The following is a 17274-nucleotide window of genomic DNA, read 5'->3' as shown; positions in this document are numbered from 1 at the left end:
GTCATACGCAAAACTTAAACATTTCCTGCCAATGCTGATTAAAAGCCAGATCGGATTTTAAAATGTGCTGGGTCCATTTATCGATAAAGCCCATCACTTCCTCGGTACTCCAGTCGTCTTGTTGAATTTTTTTATCCATTTCCAACAATTTTTCCAGCATCAGATTGTGTTCTTTGACATGGCTTTTATAGTGATGAAACCCAACCTGATTCATGAAAGCTTCTTCTTCCCCAAAATGGACTTTAACGTGCTGATACAAATCAAATAGCGCGTCATTCATCTCATGTTTATTCACGGCAGCTAACAATCTTTCCGCCAACACAAAGAAATCCTTATGTTGATCGTCGATTTTTTTGTCGCCCAAGGCATAGTTTTCTTGCCAAGCAAAATGCAACAAACTGCCGGATTGCGGTGCTTTTAACGATTCCACCACCCTATGCTTGGCGATATTATCAGGGGTTTTTGTTTGACATTTTTTGAACACAAAACTTTGCCGTGCCTGGTGATAAAGATCGTTTCCGTAAAAATTGGCGTACATCTGGGTTAACTCGAATTTCCTATAAACCGCCAAGGGTTTGGCGGCCTCGTCGGCGCAACGCCTTTCGGCTTTTTCATCCAACAGCACTTTCAATGCGCAGTAGTCGGCCAGATAGGATTTGACCGTCTGTTTCACTTGCGCGGCAAAAATCGTGTGTTGCCGATCCAACACCTTATCAACCAAGCCCATTCGCCAAGCTTTCTTAGCACTAATCGGCAATCGTTCTTCGGTCAGTTGCGTCGCCATGCTCAGCCCTACTCGTTTAGGTAATAAATACGTCCAATATTCGGAGCCATAGAGTTCGCCCATGTTTTTGTAATGCGGATTGAAAATCACCCCATCCCTCGCCAAGACCTTATCCGGCGCAATCGCCAATATCGCCCCGCCTGCTCCGGCGCCGCCGGATAATGCGGCTATGGTTAATTTATCCAAGGTCATGATAATTTGGTAAATCAGGTCGTCGATGGCGTTGATGTTTTGCCAGGATTCGTCTGCCGGATTGGCGGCTGCTTCGATATGATTAAGGTGTATGCCGTTGGACCAGCAGTCTTCGCCGCCCATCAACACAATGACTTTCACATCCAGCGTGGCGACGTGTCTATACACAGACAATAGCAATCGGCATTGCGCCGTACTCATCCCACCATTATGAAAGGCAAAATGGATATAAGCCGCTTCACCGTCGAGTTGATACCACACCTCCTGGCAAGGCAACTGCCGCCCCGGTTTGCTGTAATCGATGTCGATAAACTTCAAGGCTTTGCCGAATAAACCATTCAAGCCGTTCGCCGGTTTGGGCAGCAAATCTTGCAGCGCCAGCGCCGCCGGCAGTTTGATGCCGTTTCCGCCGGGCAATTTGGCCTTCAGGTGACCGATCCACAGCGCGCCATCGCATGTCGCCCGGCATATGGCTTGATTGGCAATGGCAATGATCTCGCCGGGTTTGCCGCGTAAATGGTCTTCGCGGTGGGCGTTGAACAGATAAAAGGGCTGACCATAAATCTGGTCCAACACCCCAGGCATGCCGTCCGCCGCGCGTATCCGTCTCAAAATCTGCTCGGTGCTGTGTTTTTTCCAATCAATCACTCGATCCGCCTGTTTCATCTGCGGCCGCAATTGCCCTTTGACATCCGGACGAGCGTAATCCAACGGTTCCGGCTTGAAATCGGCCGCCTCCAAATAACTCAACGCCTCCCACAAGCATTCGACCGCTGCAATGGTCACTTCCCGGTTGAATAGACTGCTTTTGGTCGCGGCGCGTAGCGGAAAGGTTTTACAAGCCCAAATCGCCCCGGCATCCATCTCGTCGTCGGCTTGCAGCAAGGTCACTCCCCACTCCTTGAGCCCCGCCTGAATCGCCCAATCCAGTGACGAAGGGCCGCGATCACCCTTGATACCGGGATGGACGATCAAACATTTATAGTGTTGGTAAATTGCCTTGGGTATGCGCCGAGTTAAAAACGGGCATAGGATCAAATCAGGCTTAAATAGCGCGACCCCCTCTAACAACTTGGCTTCATCACTCAGATGCAACTCCACGGACACCGTATAACCGGCATCCTCCAGTTCGGTGAAATAACGCTGGGTTAGCCCAGAGAATGCGGTTGAAATCAGTAAAATACGCATAGTTAAACCCTCATTTAATTTATTTTCGGCAAGTCTCGGGCGACTGCCCTTGGCGGCAGCATCAGAAATCGCAGTGTTAAAAGCTAATCGGCTATCGCTTTGCTGAAGCGCTGTCGGTAGTTCTGCGGATTGACGCCAAGCTGACGAATAAACGCCCGCCGCATCCGCTCGGGATCTTTGAATCCGGCTTTGCCGGCTATCGTTTCCACGGCTATCTCGGTAGTTTCCAGCCAATGCCGGGCTTGATCGATACGCGCCATTTCCACGAACTTGGCCGGGGTCATGCCGGTTTCTGCTAAAAATAGCCGGGCGAAATTGCGTGGACTCATCGCCATGCGCTCGGCCAACATGTCGACGTGCAAATCCTCGCTGGTATGCGCCATGATCCAGGTTTGCAGATCGCGCAGATCGGGGCGATGAACGGCCTCGCAGGTTAAGTAGTTACTGAATTGCGATTGCCCGCCAGGACGCTTCAAAAACACCACCAAAAATCGCGCGACATAGAGCGCTAACTCCTGTCCCCAATCGTCCTCCAGCATCGCCAAGGCCAAATCGATTCCCGACGTAATGCCGCCCGACGTGAAAATGTGGCCGTCCCTGACGAAAATATGGTCGGGCTCCAGTTTTACACGCGGATAGTTCCTGGCAAATTGCTGGCAATAATGCCAATGGGTGGTAGCCTTGCAGCCGTCCAGCAAGCCGGATTCAGCTAGCAAAAAGGCACCCGTACATACCGAAGCCAGCCGATTGACTTTGGGCGCCATCGCCTTGATCCAATCCAGCAGTTTGACGTTAGATAGCTCGCCAGAGATATTGCCGCCGGCAATCAACAAGGTATCGAACTGACTATTCGGAGCGCCATAGGCCTCATCGGCAATGATTTGCAGGCCGGACATGGTCGTTACTGCTCCAGGGGTATCCGCTAATACCTTGACCGTATAAATACTTTGCTCACTAAGCCCTAACATTTGTAATGTACAGTTGGCAAAGCTGAATACTTCAAATGGCCCGGAAATATCCAAACTCTGGGCATTCGGAAACGCCACAATGCCGATTTTCCGGTTTTTAAAGATAAAACTATCGGGCTTGGAAAAACTGAAATTATTCATGTCGATACCTCGGTAACGGCCAGCGTGAGCAGCATGACGCAGAATTTGCTTACGCTCAATGACAAATTTCCCTCGATTTCTGCCAAAGAAAGGCTCCGACTGTAGTTTTTTTGATCCGACAAACCGCGTCATATGCCGCATACGAATGCGGTATATGACATAGTTTTTCATGTAATCCTGGCCCTACGTAGCTCCCTCAAAAACCTTACTCCCTAAGCATTATGCGGACTGGACAACTGTCTGCCTTTATTGGCATGCAGCTTGCGGCAAATTCCCACTTCCGTTCACAAAAATCCGGAGCTTGCCGCTTGTCCGTCATCGCCATACAGCACGATCAGATAGCCGAATTATTTCTGAATCATAAAGAAGCCATCGTCGATTTTCTGATGCAAAAGGTAAAGTGCCCGGATGCCGCTCAAGATTTAAGCCAGGAGACTTATTTACGTCTGTTGGGCAAGGACAGTCTGGCGCACACCGACAATCTGACCGGCTATCTATTCCGTACCGCCGAACGACTGTCGATAGATTTTATTCGTCACCATCAGCGTAGCGGCGCAAAGACTCAAGGTTTAGACGACGAGCTGACTTGCCCGCTGATGCAACCCGAGGACTTCGCCATTCTTAGCCAGCAATGCGAGCACCTGTTACTGGCTATCGCCAACCTACCGCGACAATGCCGGCATATCTTGCTGCTGCGCAAGATCGACGAATTAACATATACGCAAATCGCCGAACAACTGAGCATCTCCGAGAAAACCGTGCAACGCCAATTGGTCAAGGCCATGCTGCACTGCCATCAAATGCTAATCGATCCGCAGTACTAAATAGGCAAATTGATGAAGGTGTCTAAGCTTTCGCAAGACCAGGCTCTTAAACAAGCAGCGACATGGTTTGTGGAGTTGCAGTCCGAATACTGCAATGACCAGCGGCGGCAAGCATTCTCGCAATGGCTTCTGCAAAATCCCGCGCATCAGCAGGCTTACGACGACATCGCAAGCCTTTGGGGAAACCTGGACAAACTAAAAAGCCGCGAGGTAACGGGCTTGAATGTCGCACGCTCAACACGGCCCCGCCTCTGGCGAAACGGCAAAATCTTAACCGGCAGCCTGCTGCTTGCCACGGTACTGACCGGCGCATGGCAGGATTTCAAAGCGCCCAGCACGGCTTATCAAACAGGCATTGGCGAACGGCAAACCGTGCAGCTGGCCGACGGTTCTAAACTGCAATTGAATACAGATACACAACTGCGCGTGCGCCTGTCCTGGTGGCGCCGCGAGATCGAATTGCAGCAAGGCGAGGCCATGTTCAACGTCGCCCATCAGGCGTGGCGCCCGTTTACTGTCAATACGGGAAATTTGAAAATCCAAGACATCGGCACCGTGTTTAATGTGCGGCATGATAATCACGGCACCGCCGTATCAGTGCTGGAAGGCGAAGTTGCCCTGCATGCCGGCCGCAGCTGGTTTGGCGAAAACTTACCGGCCGGCTTCAGCCGTAAGATAGACCCAAACGGCCACTGGCAAAAATCCGAAAAAACCAATCCTGAACAAGTGGCCGCCTGGCTTAACGGCCACCTGTTGTTCGATCATACCCCGTTGACCGACGTCGTCGCGGAATTGGAGCGTTATCACGCCGTGCGTTTTGCGTTTGCCGATCCTGCTTTGGCCAAACAAACCCTTAGCGGCAGTTTCAATACTGCCGATCTGAAGCCGTTTCTGCAAGCCTTGGAAAAAGTCCTGCCTATCCGCGTGCAACGCCAAAAGCAGACCATCGTGCTGTACAGCCGTTAACAAACAGGTGTTCGCTGTTGGGTTCAAAAAAATATTCCACAAAAATGTCCAGTTTGACCAGTCTGCTTCGTTAATGGGGTATGGCGAGTCAAAAAATATTGCCACCCACGACTAACAGGAGATGATCATGGATTGCAAACTTAACCCCACACCTGCGAAAAAGCCGCGCCGACAGTTACCGCTGCTGGCCTTGGCGCTGGCTGCGTCGATGGACGCAAGCGCGGCTAACAGCGCCGGCGCGAGCATAGACCTGCCCGCGCAGCCGCTGGCAGCCACTTTGGAGAACTTGGCAAAGTCCACCAACACCAAACTGATCTATGCCGACTCTGTGGTGCAAGGGCTGCAAGCCCAGCCGCTGAAGGGCAATTACACCGTACAAGAGGCTTTGGAAAAAGTGTTAAGTCAGAACGGCTTACAGTACGAGCAAGTTGGCGAAGGCGTAATCGCGGTTAAAAAAGCCCCAGCGCCAAAAGCACCAGCCATAAAGGACGATTCGGTTTTCGAGCTGGGTGCGGTCACCGTTAGCGATCAAGCAGAGAGTGTAAAATTAACCAGCAAGGACATCGCCACTTCGGTGGACATCATGTACGCCGATAAGATCGCCGACCAAAACGTGTTGACGGCCTACGACTTGTTCCACCGCATGCCCGGTGTCCAGGTTACGCAATTCGGCCAAGGCATCACCACCGGTAAAATGTCGTTTCGCGGCTTCAACGGCGAAGGCCGGGTCAACGCGGTCAAATTGCTGATCGACGGCGTTCCCAGCAACACCAATAGCGGCGACACCTATTTCATCGACTCGCTGTTTCCGCTGGACATCGAGTCCATCGAAGTGGTGCGCGGCACCAACGACGCCCGCTACGGCCTGCACTCCTTCGCCGGTAACATCAGCATGAACACCACCACCGGCGGCAACTACGCCAAGGGCCGGCTCAGTTACGGCAGTTTCAATACTCACGACATCCAGTCCGGACTGGGCTACGAAAAGGACGGTTTCTCGCAAAACTATCAAATTTCTTACCGCGCCAGCGACGGCTACCGCGATCACAGCGATACCGACAAAAACAGCTTTTCCGGCAAGTGGTTTTACACCCCGGATGACCAAAAATACAAAATAGGTCTGATCGCCCGCTGGAGCGAAGCCGGCGCTCAAGAACCCGGCTATATGACTTACCAGGAACAGTTACTCAATCAAACCCAAACCTTCGCCCGAAATGCCACCGACGGCGGCAAACGTACGGTTGGTCAAGTCAGCACCCATTTGGATGTCAACCTCAGCAAAACCTTATTCTGGTCGTCCAAGGTTTACGGTAACTTATTCGACGACCAACGTTACGTGACCTATGGTCCAGGCGCAGCGCAGCAAGAACGCGACCGCGACGAAATCCAGTACGGCGCGATGACCTCGCTAACCTACCATCCGGTTGTCAGTTGGCTGGACGACTTTTCGCTGGAAACCGGCTTCGATTTCCAGCAGCAGGAGAACAAATACCTGCGTTATTTGACCGATAGCCGGGTTCGCCGTAGCAGCGGTTTGCGTAATGACGAGAAATGGGATTTCCTGAACTACGGCGGCTACATTCAGGCCGTGATCAAACCCTTCAAATGGTTGAAGCTAACGCCGGGTTACCGTGCCGACATCATCGATGGCAGCTTTTTTAACTACCGCGCGGGCTCGACCTTCGGCGCTTATCCTCTGAACGACTATGGCACGATTTCGCAGCCGAAAATCGGCGCGGTGATTACACCGATCGAAGGCTACAGCCTGTACGGCAACTGGGGCCGCACCTTCCAAGTCGGCTTGGGGCAGGCGACCTTCGTGTTCCGTAACCAATCAAACGTTGGCCCTTCGCTGAACGACGGCTGGGAGGTTGGGGTCAAGCTGAAACCGGCGGACTGGGTCGAGGGTCGGGTTGCCTATTGGGCACAGGACGCCAGCAACGAAATCAGCCGCAATCTGGCCAGCGTCGATTCGACGATGATCGGTGCCACCAAGCGCCAAGGTGTGGACATTGAAGTCAAGGTCTATCCGAACGACAAAGTCGGGGTTTGGGCTGCGTACTCGTTGCAAGAAGCTAAGGTCACCAATCCGCCCGCAGTCGCGGCTGGCACGATGGAATACGTCGCCGGCAATCAAGTGGTCAATACCCCGAATTATTTGTTTTCGGCAGGTATCGACTACCAAATATTGCCGCAACTGCGTTCGTCTCTCTGGACCAGCGGCCAGGGCAACTACTTTGTCGACCAAGCCAATCAACGAGGCCAATACGGTGAATACGCCCTGCTTAACCTTGATTTGGGCTATCAGGTGACCAAGCAAGTGGAATTGCAACTGCAAGCCAAAAACCTGACCGACGCACGCCGGGAATACGTTTGGTACGACGAAACCTTCGGCGCCACCGCCCAACCGTTCTTCTCACCAGGTGACGGTATTGCGTTCTACGGCGCGGTCAACGTCAAGTTCGACTATTAAGTGAACGTAAAACATGAAAGCAACGGTCAGCAAGAAGCAAGCTAGACGCCAATTGTGGCTGACCGTGCATTTGTATTTAGGGCTGTCGCTGGGCTTGATTATTGCGCTGGTCGGCCTAACCGGCAGCCTGCTTGTGTTTTATATCGATCTGGACGAGTGGCTTAATCCGCAACTCGTCGTTGCCGAGCCCGCTGGCCGTCGGCAAAGTTACGAAGAACTCTTCCAGGCCCTGCGCCACGCCGAACCGACTCGGCAACGCGGCTGGCGCCTGGAAATTCCCGACGATCCGCGGCGCGCGGTCACCGCCCGCTACTATAAGCCGCAAGAAACCGCGCATCACGGCTTTGCCCCGCTGATGCTGTCGGTCGATCCTTATACCGGCAAAGTACTCGCCAATCGCTTCTGGGGCGAGTTTGCGATGACCTGGCTTTATGACTTGCATTACAAGCTGTTGCTGGACGAAACCGGCAAGATATTGATGGCTATCCTGGGCGGCTTGTTACTGATTTCCTTGATCAGCGGCGTCTATCTGTGGTGGCCGCCGTTACACAAATTAAAAGGTGCCCTGAGCTTAAAACGCCATGCCAGCCGCGAGCGCTTAAATTACGACTTACACAAACTAGCCGGCATCTACAGTTTGATCGTGATGCTGGTGCTGGCGATCACCGGAATTGCGTTAGAAATTCCACAATACGTTAATCCGGTACTTGGCTATTTCTCGCCTTTGCAGGCATCGCCCTCGCCAAAATCGACCATAACCCAAAACAGCCCAGCCCGCGTCAGCCTGGATCAAGCCGTCGCTGTCGGCCAAGCCCACTTCCCGCAAGCGCGCCTGTGCTGGATAGAAACGCCACACGACGCCAATGGCAGCTATCGCATCAATCTGCGCCAAGCAGGCGAACCCAGCCAGCGCTTTCCGAAAACCAATGTCTGGGTAGATCAATATTCCGGCCAGGTGTTGGCGATCAGCAATCCCGCCGAACTTGGCGGCGCCGATACCGTCATCAACTGGCTGCATCCGCTGCATACCGGGGAAGCGTTCGGCTTGACCGGCCAATTGTTGGTCCTATTTTCCGGCTTGCTCTGCCCGATGCTGTTCATCACCGGCGTAATACGCTGGCTGCAAAAACGGCGCGGCCGGCAAATACGTCATCGGCAACACCATCACTCGGCAAAAAATCCGCCGCTATCGCCCAATCTACTGAATCGCTAAACTCAAAACCAAGCTTTATTGCTTGCAGTCTATCTGTGGACGGCTAAGTATTTGCGGCAAATCCACCCAGCTAAACTAAAATTTGCGTAATTTTTCAGCGTAATCATGTAAAGCCAACTTCATTCGGTCTGAACACTGGGTTTAGACAGACACGCCGAATGCATTCGCCCTACAAACACTGAAAACCAAGGGGACTGATTAGTTATTTGCATAGCTACACGGTCCGTTTACGATCTCTGCCTTGTTCTTAATTTTATTTGGCCCAAAACTCATGTCTCACAGTAATTCCACCTCAGCCATTATTTATGCGTTCGCCGCTAATCTGGGCATCGCCCTGACCAAAACCGGCGCGGCAGTCTGGACCGGCTCCGGCTCACTGCTGGCGGAAGCCATTCATTCCTTTGCCGATTGCGGCAATCAGGTGTTGCTGTTTATTGGGATGAAACGCTCGGCGCGGGCGGCAACGCAGCGCCATCCGATGGGGTATGGCCGGGAAGCCTATATCTGGTCGATGATGGTGGCGATTACGCTATTCTCGGTGGGCGGATTGTTCTCAATACACGAGGGTTGGTTGCGTTATCACGAGCCGCATACCGTGGAAAACGCCGGTATGGCTTTGGCGATCTTGGCTATCGCCGTAGTTATGGAAGGTTTTTCGTTGCGCGCGGCCATGGGAGCGATGGAGAACGAGCGTGGCGAACGCGGCATTTGGCAATGGTTTAAAGAAACTCAATCCAGCGAATTGATGGTGGTGATCGGCGAGGACCTGGCCGCGCTGATTGGTCTGGTGATAGCCGCGGCGATGCTGGGTTTGACTATGCTTACCGGCAATTCAGTCTACGACGCGGTTGGCTCGATGTTGATCGGCGCATTGTTGGTGGTAGTAGCGCTGTTAATCGGCCGAGAAGTGCATTCTTTACTGCTCGGCGAAGCCGATGGCGCGATTCGCGATGCCGTTCAAGGCTATCTGGAAAAACAAGGCTGCATCAACCGTGTGCTGAATATTTGGGCTGTTAGCCACGGCAGCCAGGTGATGCTGGCGATTAAAGCCGAATTGCCGGCGGATTTAAGCGTGGGGGAAGCTGTTGAATTAATTAACGGAATGGAAAAACAGATCAAAATCGACCATCCCCGCATCAATTGGGTCTTTTTCGAAATCGATAATTCTGATTAAATAATACAGTCAAATGTTTAGGCCACATATCTGGAGCAAAGTAATAACTTGAGCACCCTACCGAAAACCCGTTTAGCGCTACTTTCTCTGGCTTGCCTACTGTTGCAAAGCGCTCCTGCGGCCGCCAGATATGCGGCCATTGTGATCGACGCCGACACCGGCCGCGTGGTTCACGAAACCGAATCGACCCAACGCTGGTACCCCGCGTCCTTGACCAAGGTCATGACTATCTATTTAACGCTTTCGGCATTGGAAAACGGTCGCCTGAAACTGACCGATACCGTATTCGCGTCAAAACATGCAGCATCGCAACCGCCGTCCAAACTGGGTTTGCGCACCGGCCAAAGTTTGACGGTGGAGCAAGCGATCATGGCGGTGACTACCCGTTCCGCCAACGACGCGGCGGTGGTGCTGGCAGAAAGACTAGGTGGTTCGGAAAGCAATTTTGCCACCATGATGACCCAGCAAGCACGTAATCTGGGCATGTACAACAGCTCGTTCGAGAACGCCAGCGGCTTGCCTAACGACGGCCAAATCAGTAGCGCCCGCGATCTGGCCTTACTATCCGCAGCATTGATTCGCGACTTCCCGCAACATTATCATTATTTTTCGGCGACGGAATTTAACTACAAAGGCCGGGTAATGCCCAATACCAACCGCATCCTGAAAAGCTATCCGGATGCCGACGGTCTGAAAACCGGTTTTACCTGCGGCTCAGGCTACAACCTGATCGCCTCGGCCAAACGCAACGGCCATCGTTTGATCGGCGTGTTATTGGGTGCCCATAGTAGCGGCGAACGTTTCGAGCAAATGGGCAATCTGCTGGATATGGGCTTTGCCAATAGCGAAAAAGGCCTATTAGGTGAGCATATCTCGCAACTTAAGGATTACAGCGCCCTGCCGCCGCCGTTTCAATTGTCGTCCAACCGTTGTGCCGGCAGTGCGGAACAAATGGGCGCCGACTCCGGCAGCAGCCGCTATGAGCCGATTCACATCAACGCACCGTACAACAGCCGCCGCGAAAAACTCACACAATTGGCGCAAGCCAAACCGCAAAGCCGCACCAGTGTTTGGACGGTAAGCATGGGCAGTTATCCCAGAAAAATCGACGCCGATGTCAATCTACAGCGCGCGCGTAACGCTCTTGGCCCGTTAGCTAAAACCGGGCGAGCCGGCATCGTCAAAACCAAATCAAAAGGCAGCACTGCCTGGCGCGCCCAATGGACCGGTTTACAGCAAGACGACAGCCAGGATTTTTGTCGGCGGTTGCGCGCCAAACGCATGGATTGCAGCGCCTCGCCGCAACCCAGAACCAGCTTGGCGACAGCTTCCAACCCAACGAAACAGATACGCCGCGTCAGCCATCGTAAGTCGTAATTTCTCAGTTAGTAATGGGGCGGACGCTCGTCGACCGCCCCGACCTGACGATCATCCAGCGCCAGACTCTTGATCTTGTCGTGCAGTAACTTACAGGTTTCTTCCAGCTTACCGATTTGCTTTTGCTGATCCGCCACCACCTGATTCAATGCCTGAATCAAATCCTCCTGATACGCTTGTTTGATCTCCAATTCGATGAATCTGTCTTCGCTCATGGCCTCGCCCGAAAATCTGTAAATTTGCCATTCTAATCGAAAATCTCGACAGTTTTGCCCCATGTACTCGCACAGCTTCTATAAACTCGCTATCATTGATAAGTCATCAACTTAGCGAGGATGCAACCATGACAACTATTGCAGATCCGGTCATAGGCCGTTGGTATAAAGACCTGGAAAGTAATCTCACCTTCAAGGTGGTAGCGATTGAAGGTAACGACGAATCGGTGGAAGTGCAGTTCGCCAACGGCGATTTAGGCGAGTACGACAACGAATCCTGGTACGGTTCCACTATCGATTACATAGAAGACCCGGAAGACTGGAGCGCGCCCTTCGACGAGCTGGAAGCCGACGACCTGGGCTACACCGATCCGGACCGCCATGCCCGCCCGGACGCGGAAGATTTGGACATTAGCGATTTGTTGGATTGAGATAATTTATGAGAATGACCCCGCAACAATTTCTGGACTGGGAATCCAAGAGCATCACCCTGCTGGCCATGTCCGGCGCCGGCAAAACCACTCTCTCGGCCAAATTACCCCGGGACAAATGGTTTCATTACTCCGGCGATTACCGTATCGGCACCAAATACCTGGAAGAGCCGATTCTGGACAACATCAAGCAGCAAGCCATGGGTGTGCCGTTTTTGCGCGACCTGCTCAAATCCGACTCCATCTACATTTGCAGCAATATCACCGTGGAAAACCTGGCGCCGGTATCCAGCTTTCTGGGCAAAATCGGCGATCCGGCCAAGGGCGGGTTGTCGCAAGCCGAATTCAAACGCCGTCAAGCTTTACATCATCAGGCCGAAATCGCAGCGATGAACGATGTGCCGGACTTCATCCATAAAGCCGAAGACATTTACGGTTACAAGCATTTCATTAACGATGCCGGCGGCAGTGTTTGCGAACTGGACTGCCCGGAAGTATTGGAAAATCTGGCCAAACACACCCTGATCGTCTATATCAAAATTCCACCAGCCTTGGAACAAACCATCATCGACCGCGCCAAGCAAGATCCAAAACCCTTGTATTACCGGCCGGAATTCGTCGACGAAAAACTGACACAATTCATGGCTGAGCGAGATTACAGCTCTACCGACCAAATTCCACCGGACGAATTTGTCAGCTGGGTATTCCCCGAATTATTCAAAGCCAGGGTCCCGCGTTACGAAGCGATTGCAGCACAATACGGCTACACCATCAGCGCCGACGAAACCGCCAAAGTTAATAACGAAGACGACTTTATCCGTCTGATTGCCGAGGCGATTGCCCGGCAACAATCCTGAGACCGTTCTTGCAATGCCGCTAGTTGCCCATACCGCTTTACCCACTTTTCAGCGTCTACACGAAGAAGGCGAAGAAATTCTCAGCCCGGACCGCGCCAGCCATCAATCGATAAGAGAATTGCACATCGGCTTGCTGAATATCATGCCGGATGCCGCGTTGGAAGCCACCGAGCGCCAATTTTTCCGGCTGGTCGGCGCCTGCAACCAGATAGCACAGTTTCATGTGCATCCGTTCACGATAGAAGGCCTGGAAAGAAGTCCGCAAGCCCGGGAACATATTCACAAATACTACGAATCCTTTGCGCAAATTAAGCAGGATGGTCTGGACGCCCTGATAATCAGCGGCGCCAATGTCACTCACGACCATTTGCAGGATGAGGACTTTTGGCGGCCTTTGACCGAAGTGTTTGAATGGGCCACGCAAAACGTCACGTCGGTACTCTGCTCTTGCCTGGCCACGCACGCATTCATCCAGCATTTTTACGGTGTGGAGCGCACTCGCTTGCCGGCCAAGCGCTGGGGCGTGTTCTGCCACAAAGTCATCGACAGACAGCACCCGCTGGTCGCGGAAATCAATACCCGCTTCGACGTGCCGCATTCGCGTTTCAACGAAGTATTTCAGCGCGACATGGAGACACACGGCTTGCAGGTATTGGTAGCCAGTGAAATTGCCGGCGTACATCTGGCGGTCAGTCCGGACGGCTTTCGCGTTGTGTTCTTCCAGGGCCATCCGGAATACGACGACATCAGCTTACTCAAAGAATACAAGCGCGAAGTGCTTAGGTTTTACAATGGCGAGCGCGATGATTATCCGCCCTACCCCGAGCACTATTTCGATAGCGATGTGCAAGCCCTACTGGCTGACTATGCAGAGCAGGTCAAGGCCGCCAAACACGGTAAGACAGCTCTGACGGCAATGCCGGAAGCCCAGATCATCGAGCACCTGGACATCACTTGGCGAGATTCGGCGAAAGCAGTGTTCAATAACTGGCTGGGGAAGGTTTATCAGATTACCAACGAAGACCGCCGGCTGCCGTTCATGGACGGCATCGATCCTGATAATCCACTGGATTTGTAATGCATCAAGGCTTTCTAAACCAAGCAATCACGCTGGCCTGCGACAACATAGCCAATGGCGGCGGGCCGTTCGGCGCGATTGTGGTCAGAGACGGCGAAATAATTGCCGCTAGCGGGAATCGGGTCACGCCGGATCTGGACCCGACCGCTCACGCTGAAATCGTCGCGATTCGGCTGGCTTGTCAAAAACTAGGCGATTTTCAATTAAACGATTGCACACTCTACACAAGTTGCGAGCCTTGCCCGATGTGCTTAGGTGCCATCTATTGGGCAAGACTACAAGCCGTTTATTACGCCTGCGACCGTTTCGACGCCGCTAAAGCCGGGTTCGACGACGGTTTTATTTATACCGAAATCGACAAACCCGCTCAGCAACGCCGGATCGTCATGCAGCAACTCCCGCTCGACTCGGCCAATCGCCCCTTCCAATTGTGGCGGATCAAAACTGATAAGACTTGCTATTGAGCAGCAGCCGGCTGTTCCGCTGGTTTAGCGGCTTCCTCGCCTTTGATTTTAAGCAACCAGCCATCCTGTCCCAGACAACCGCTCTCCAATTTACTTTCCGCTGATTTAGCGGTGACATGGACACGGGCAAAACCGGGAGTCAATTGCGGTAATTTGGCGGACACTAAATAGTAGGTCTTTTTATCCACCACATTGACTTTCATTTTTTCGCCACGCGCTTCTGCAGTCACGGTCAAAGGATCGGCATTATGGGAAACATGAAAAGCGACATCCCCCCCTGCATCAATCTCGGATTTTTGCTCGGGTGCAAAATCCCGGAATTTCGGCCTTTTACACTCTTTCAACCTTTCTTCTTCATCCGGCGACAAAGCCAGCGCCGCACTTGAAAAAACCATGGAACTTAGTAACAGCGCGCTTCTCCAGCGATTTGACGATTTCATGACTACCCTCTTGTTGTTATTGTAATGTTGGAAACGCCGGTCAATGCGGCGCATCCTTAAAATACCAGCACTTTGAACTTTAATCAGTTTTCTTGCTTTGTTCAATATTTGCGCCTTTTACCCAGCGGACTTAGGGTTTTAAACTTCTACCCCATCGCCGCCGAGAACATGTAAAATCGCCGCCTTTCCCTTTTTCATTCACAGACATGACGAATTTCAGAGGCACCACCATTCTTTCCGTCAGACGCGGCGACAAAGTCGTGATCGGCGGCGATGGCCAAGTCACCCTGGGCAACACCGTGATGAAGGGCAATGCCCGTAAAGTCAGACGCTTGTATCATGACAAAGTTATCGCTGGCTTTGCCGGCGCCACCGCCGACGCCTTTACTTTATTTGAGCATTTTGAAGGCAAACTGGAAAAGCACCGGGGCAACCTGACCCGCGCCGCCGTGGAAATGGCCAAAGACTGGCGTACCGACCGCGCCCTGCGCAAGCTGGAAGCCTTATTGATCATCGCCGACAGCAAAACCTCGCTGGTGATTTCCGGCACCGGCGACGTGATCGAACCGGAATACGACTTCATCGCCATCGGTTCCGGCGGGGCTTTTGCGCAAAGCGCAGCCCGCGCCTTGCTGGAAAATACCGAACTCAGCGCCCGCGAGATCGTCGAAAAGTCGCTAGGCATTGCCGCAGACATCTGCATCTATACCAACCATAATCTGCGCATCGAAGAATTAGACGCCGAACCACAACCGGCACAAGAGTAAAACCATGAGTCAAATGACCCCCAGAGAAATCGTCAGCGAACTGGACAAACACATCATCGGCCAAGCCGCCGCCAAACGTTCCGTCGCTATTGCACTGCGTAACCGTTGGCGCCGCAGCCAGGTTGCCGCCGAACTGCGCGAGGAAATCACCCCGAAAAATATATTAATGATAGGCCCCACCGGCGTCGGTAAAACCGAAATCGCCCGCCGCCTGGCGCGCTTGGCCAATGCGCCGTTTATCAAAATCGAAGCCACCAAATTTACCGAAGTGGGTTATGTCGGCCGCGATGTGGAATCGATTATTCGCGATCTGATCGACAGCGCCGTGAAAACTACCCGCATCTCGGCGATGGAACGCGTACAAAACCGCGCCGCCGATGCCGCTGAAGAAAAAGTATTGGACATTTTGTTACCGCGCGCCGAAGGCGGCATGCTCTCGGAAACAGAGGAATCGACTCGGCAGAAAATGCGCAAAAAATTGCGCGAAGGCGACTTAGACGATAAAGAAATTCAAATCGACGTCAGCGCGCCGGCGGTGGGCGTGGAAATCATGGCGCCACCGGGTATGGAAGAAATGACCAGCCAGTTGCAAGGCATGTTTCAAAATCTGGGCAGTGGTCGCACTAAAACCCGCAAATTAAAAATCAAGGATGCCTTGAAACAGTTGCAGGAAGAAGAAGCCGGCAAACTGGTTAACGAAGAAGAAATCAAACAAACCGCGCTGGAAGCCGTCGAGCAGCACGGCATCGTGTTTCTCGACGAGATTGACAAAATTTGCAAACGCTCGGAAATGGGCGGCGGCGAAGTCTCCCGCGAAGGCGTGCAGCGTGATTTGTTGCCGCTGGTGGAAGGCAGCACCGTCACCACCAAATACGGCATGATCAAGACCGATCATATTTTGTTCATTGCCTCCGGCGCGTTTCATTTGACCAAACCTTCGGACTTGATCCCGGAATTGCAAGGCCGCTTCCCGATTCGGGTAGAACTGAGCGCGCTAAGCGCGGACGATTTCGTGCGCATTCTGACCGAACCGGACGCGTCGCTGACCGAGCAATATCAAGCACTACTGCAAACCGAAGGCGTGGACGTGCAGTTCAGCGCCGACGGCATCAAACGCATCGCCGAGCTGGGTTGGCAAGTCAACGAAAAAACCGAAAACATCGGCGCCCGCAGATTACACACCATTCTGGAAAAGTTGCTGGAAGACATTTCCTTCGACGCGCCGGACCTGGTCGAAAAGTCCATTAATATAGACGCCGCCTACGTGGATGCGCATCTGATGGAACTGGCCGACGACGAAGACCTTAGCCGTTACATCCTATAAAATGCGTGTAAAAATCACCCCCACTCATCGAGTCCCTACCGAGATCAAGCTGCACAAGGTATCGGCGATCCTGGAAATTCATTTCGACGACGAGAGCATTTATGAGCTGCCCAGCGAATATCTGCGGGTGTTTACTCAGTCGGCTGAAGCGGTCGGACATGGCCCCGGCCAGGAAACCCTGCAAATCGGCAAGGAAGACGTGACGATTACCGACATCCAGCCGGTGGGCAATTACGCCATCAAACTGGTGTTTAGCGACGGTCACGACACCGGCATTTATAGCTGGGACTTGCTGTACAAGCTGGGTGCGGATTTCCCGCTGCTGTGGTCGAATTATCTGGAAGAACTGAAAGCCGCCGGCCTAAGCCGCCGCTCGCCCCTACACAATTAAAGGTCAC

General features: G+C 52.8%; 17 protein-coding genes. 13 read left to right on the top strand and 4 right to left on the bottom strand.

Features of this window, described 5'->3' with window-relative positions; genetic code table 11:
• Window position 1 precedes the first annotated feature (1 nt).
• Complete coding sequence (locus NP589_RS07105; protein WP_256606346.1) at window positions 2–2164, bottom strand: hemerythrin domain-containing protein; 2163 nt, start codon at window positions 2162–2164, stop codon at window positions 2–4.
• 83 nt (window positions 2165–2247) lie between these two features.
• Window positions 2248–3273: a GlxA family transcriptional regulator gene (locus NP589_RS07100; RefSeq protein WP_256606345.1), complete on the bottom strand. Its 1026-nt coding sequence runs from the start codon at window positions 3271–3273 to the stop codon at window positions 2248–2250.
• Window positions 3274–3581: 308 nt separating this feature from the next.
• On the opposite strand from NP589_RS07100, the gene NP589_RS07095 reads away from it, so the two are divergent.
• From NP589_RS07095 to NP589_RS07070, 6 genes are all read left to right on the top strand, one after another.
• Window positions 3582–4097 (top strand): RNA polymerase sigma factor, encoded by a 516-nt coding sequence (locus NP589_RS07095; protein WP_256606344.1) that lies wholly within the window; start codon window positions 3582–3584, stop codon window positions 4095–4097.
• Between the two features lie 12 nt (window positions 4098–4109).
• Window positions 4110–5063, top strand: coding sequence for a FecR family protein (locus NP589_RS07090; RefSeq protein ID WP_256606343.1), 954 nt, complete (start codon window positions 4110–4112; stop codon window positions 5061–5063).
• 127 nt (window positions 5064–5190) lie between these two features.
• Window positions 5191–7536: a TonB-dependent receptor gene (locus NP589_RS07085; protein ID WP_256606342.1), complete on the top strand. Its 2346-nt coding sequence runs from the start codon at window positions 5191–5193 to the stop codon at window positions 7534–7536.
• 13 nt (window positions 7537–7549) lie between these two features.
• Window positions 7550–8749, top strand: coding sequence for a PepSY-associated TM helix domain-containing protein (locus NP589_RS07080; protein ID WP_256606341.1), 1200 nt, complete (start codon window positions 7550–7552; stop codon window positions 8747–8749).
• Window positions 8750–9020: 271 nt separating this feature from the next.
• Window positions 9021–9923, top strand: coding sequence for a cation diffusion facilitator family transporter (locus tag NP589_RS07075; RefSeq protein ID WP_256606340.1), 903 nt, complete (start codon window positions 9021–9023; stop codon window positions 9921–9923).
• 48 nt (window positions 9924–9971) lie between these two features.
• The gene (locus NP589_RS07070) at window positions 9972–11300 is read left to right on the top strand and encodes a D-alanyl-D-alanine carboxypeptidase family protein (RefSeq protein ID WP_256606339.1); all 1329 of its coding nucleotides are present in this window, start codon (window positions 9972–9974) and stop codon (window positions 11298–11300) included.
• A gap of 8 nt (window positions 11301–11308) precedes the next feature.
• Here NP589_RS07070 and NP589_RS07065 read toward each other — a convergent pair whose 3' ends face one another.
• A complete protein-coding gene (locus tag NP589_RS07065) occupies window positions 11309–11515 on the bottom strand; it encodes a SlyX family protein (RefSeq protein WP_256606338.1) in 207 nt (68 codons plus the stop codon).
• 128 nt (window positions 11516–11643) lie between these two features.
• Here NP589_RS07065 and NP589_RS07060 point away from each other — a divergent pair, with 128 nt between their 5' ends.
• The 4 genes from NP589_RS07060 to NP589_RS07045 are packed head-to-tail and all read left to right on the top strand — an operon-like array spanning window position 11644 to window position 14345.
• A complete protein-coding gene (locus tag NP589_RS07060) occupies window positions 11644–11946 on the top strand; it encodes a DUF6763 family protein (RefSeq protein WP_036274362.1) in 303 nt (100 codons plus the stop codon).
• Between the two features lie 8 nt (window positions 11947–11954).
• Entirely contained in the window at window positions 11955–12803 is an 849-nt protein-coding gene (locus NP589_RS07055; protein ID WP_256606337.1) for an ATPase, read from the top strand.
• A 13-nt stretch (window positions 12804–12816) separates the two neighbouring features.
• Window positions 12817–13881 (top strand): homoserine O-succinyltransferase MetA, encoded by a 1065-nt coding sequence (metA, locus tag NP589_RS07050; RefSeq protein WP_256606336.1) that lies wholly within the window; start codon window positions 12817–12819, stop codon window positions 13879–13881.
• Window positions 13881–14345 (top strand): nucleoside deaminase, encoded by a 465-nt coding sequence (locus NP589_RS07045; RefSeq protein ID WP_256606335.1) that lies wholly within the window; start codon window positions 13881–13883, stop codon window positions 14343–14345. Before metA ends, NP589_RS07045 begins: the two co-directional genes overlap by 1 nt.
• On the opposite strand, the gene NP589_RS07040 is transcribed toward NP589_RS07045, so the two are convergent.
• Window positions 14339–14890, bottom strand: a complete 552-nt coding sequence (locus NP589_RS07040; protein WP_256606334.1) for a hypothetical protein — start codon at window positions 14888–14890, stop codon at window positions 14339–14341. The genes NP589_RS07045 and NP589_RS07040 overlap by 7 nt on opposite strands.
• Before the next feature lie 101 nt (window positions 14891–14991).
• On the opposite strand from NP589_RS07040, the gene hslV reads away from it, so the two are divergent.
• From hslV to NP589_RS07025, 3 genes are read left to right on the top strand one after another with little or no spacing between them, the layout of a single operon-like run.
• Window positions 14992–15552: an ATP-dependent protease subunit HslV gene (gene hslV / locus NP589_RS07035; RefSeq protein ID WP_020483114.1), complete on the top strand. Its 561-nt coding sequence runs from the start codon at window positions 14992–14994 to the stop codon at window positions 15550–15552.
• A 4-nt stretch (window positions 15553–15556) separates the two neighbouring features.
• Complete coding sequence (gene hslU / locus NP589_RS07030) at window positions 15557–16876, top strand: ATP-dependent protease ATPase subunit HslU (protein WP_256606333.1); 1320 nt, start codon at window positions 15557–15559, stop codon at window positions 16874–16876.
• A gap of 1 nt (window position 16877) precedes the next feature.
• Window positions 16878–17267, top strand: coding sequence for a gamma-butyrobetaine hydroxylase family protein (locus tag NP589_RS07025; RefSeq protein WP_064038001.1), 390 nt, complete (start codon window positions 16878–16880; stop codon window positions 17265–17267).
• Window positions 17268–17274: the final 7 nt, after the last annotated feature.

The sequence above is a fragment of the Methylomonas rosea genome (assembly GCF_024505055.1).
Classification (GTDB): Bacteria; Pseudomonadota; Gammaproteobacteria; order Methylococcales; family Methylomonadaceae; genus Methylomonas; species Methylomonas rosea.
This window is presented reverse-complemented; position numbering and strand designations above follow the sequence as displayed.